Below are 756 nucleotides of genomic sequence, written 5' to 3'. Positions count from 1 at the left end.
CTTGGGCCAGATTGTGCGAAAATCTGGCCCTAATTATTTCTGATGAACCAAATTTATGTCTGCCTATATCGCTCCAAGCCAAATCGCTCAGCGTCAGCTAGAGTACTTCAACGGAAAACATGTTTTAGTTGCAGGTGAAGTCGAAGATATGTTCCCTCTGGAACTGACCGCACACTGTGAATCGGTCGAAGTCTTTACTTCAAACTACAGCTATTTCCGTCAAATCCGTCACTCAGACAAAATAAAAAGCCATTTTGGTTCTGAATTTGATGTGGATACTCAAGCCGACATGCTCCTGCTGTATTGGCCAAAAGCGAAAGCAGAAGCCGAATATTTGCTTGCCATGCTCATGGCTAAACTCGGCGTGAACACGGAGATTGTGGTTGTCGGTGAAAACCGTTCCGGTGTAAAGAGCATTGAAAAGATGTTCAAAGAATATGGCCCTGTGAACAAATACGACTCAGCTCGCCGCTGCTCTTTCTACTGGGGTAATTGCTTAAATGAGCCAAAGCCATTCAATCAAGAAGATTGGTTTAAGTCTTACACGGTAACCCTTGGTGAGCAGTCACTTACAGTAAAAAGTTTACCGGGCGTATTCAGTCATGGTGAGTTTGACTTAGGCAGCCGTCTACTACTGGAAACCTTACCTAACTTGTCAGGCAAAGTGCTCGATTTTGGTTGTGGTGCCGGTGTTTTAGGCGCGTTCATGGCGAAAGCAAACCCAGAAATTGCGATTGAGATGTGTGATATCAACGC

At 44.8% G+C, this 756-nt stretch carries 1 protein-coding gene; it reads left to right on the top strand.

The window, feature by feature from the left end:
- Nucleotides 1-55: 55 nt before the first annotated feature.
- Nucleotides 56-756 (top strand): methyltransferase (locus R8N49_RS26715; RefSeq protein ID WP_318190397.1); only part of this gene is annotated, 701 nt, incomplete at its 3' end.

It is taken from the genome of Vibrio sp. 1978 (genome assembly GCF_033344345.1).
Note: the sequence above shows the minus strand (reverse complement) of the source record. Positions and strands in the feature narration are given on the sequence as shown.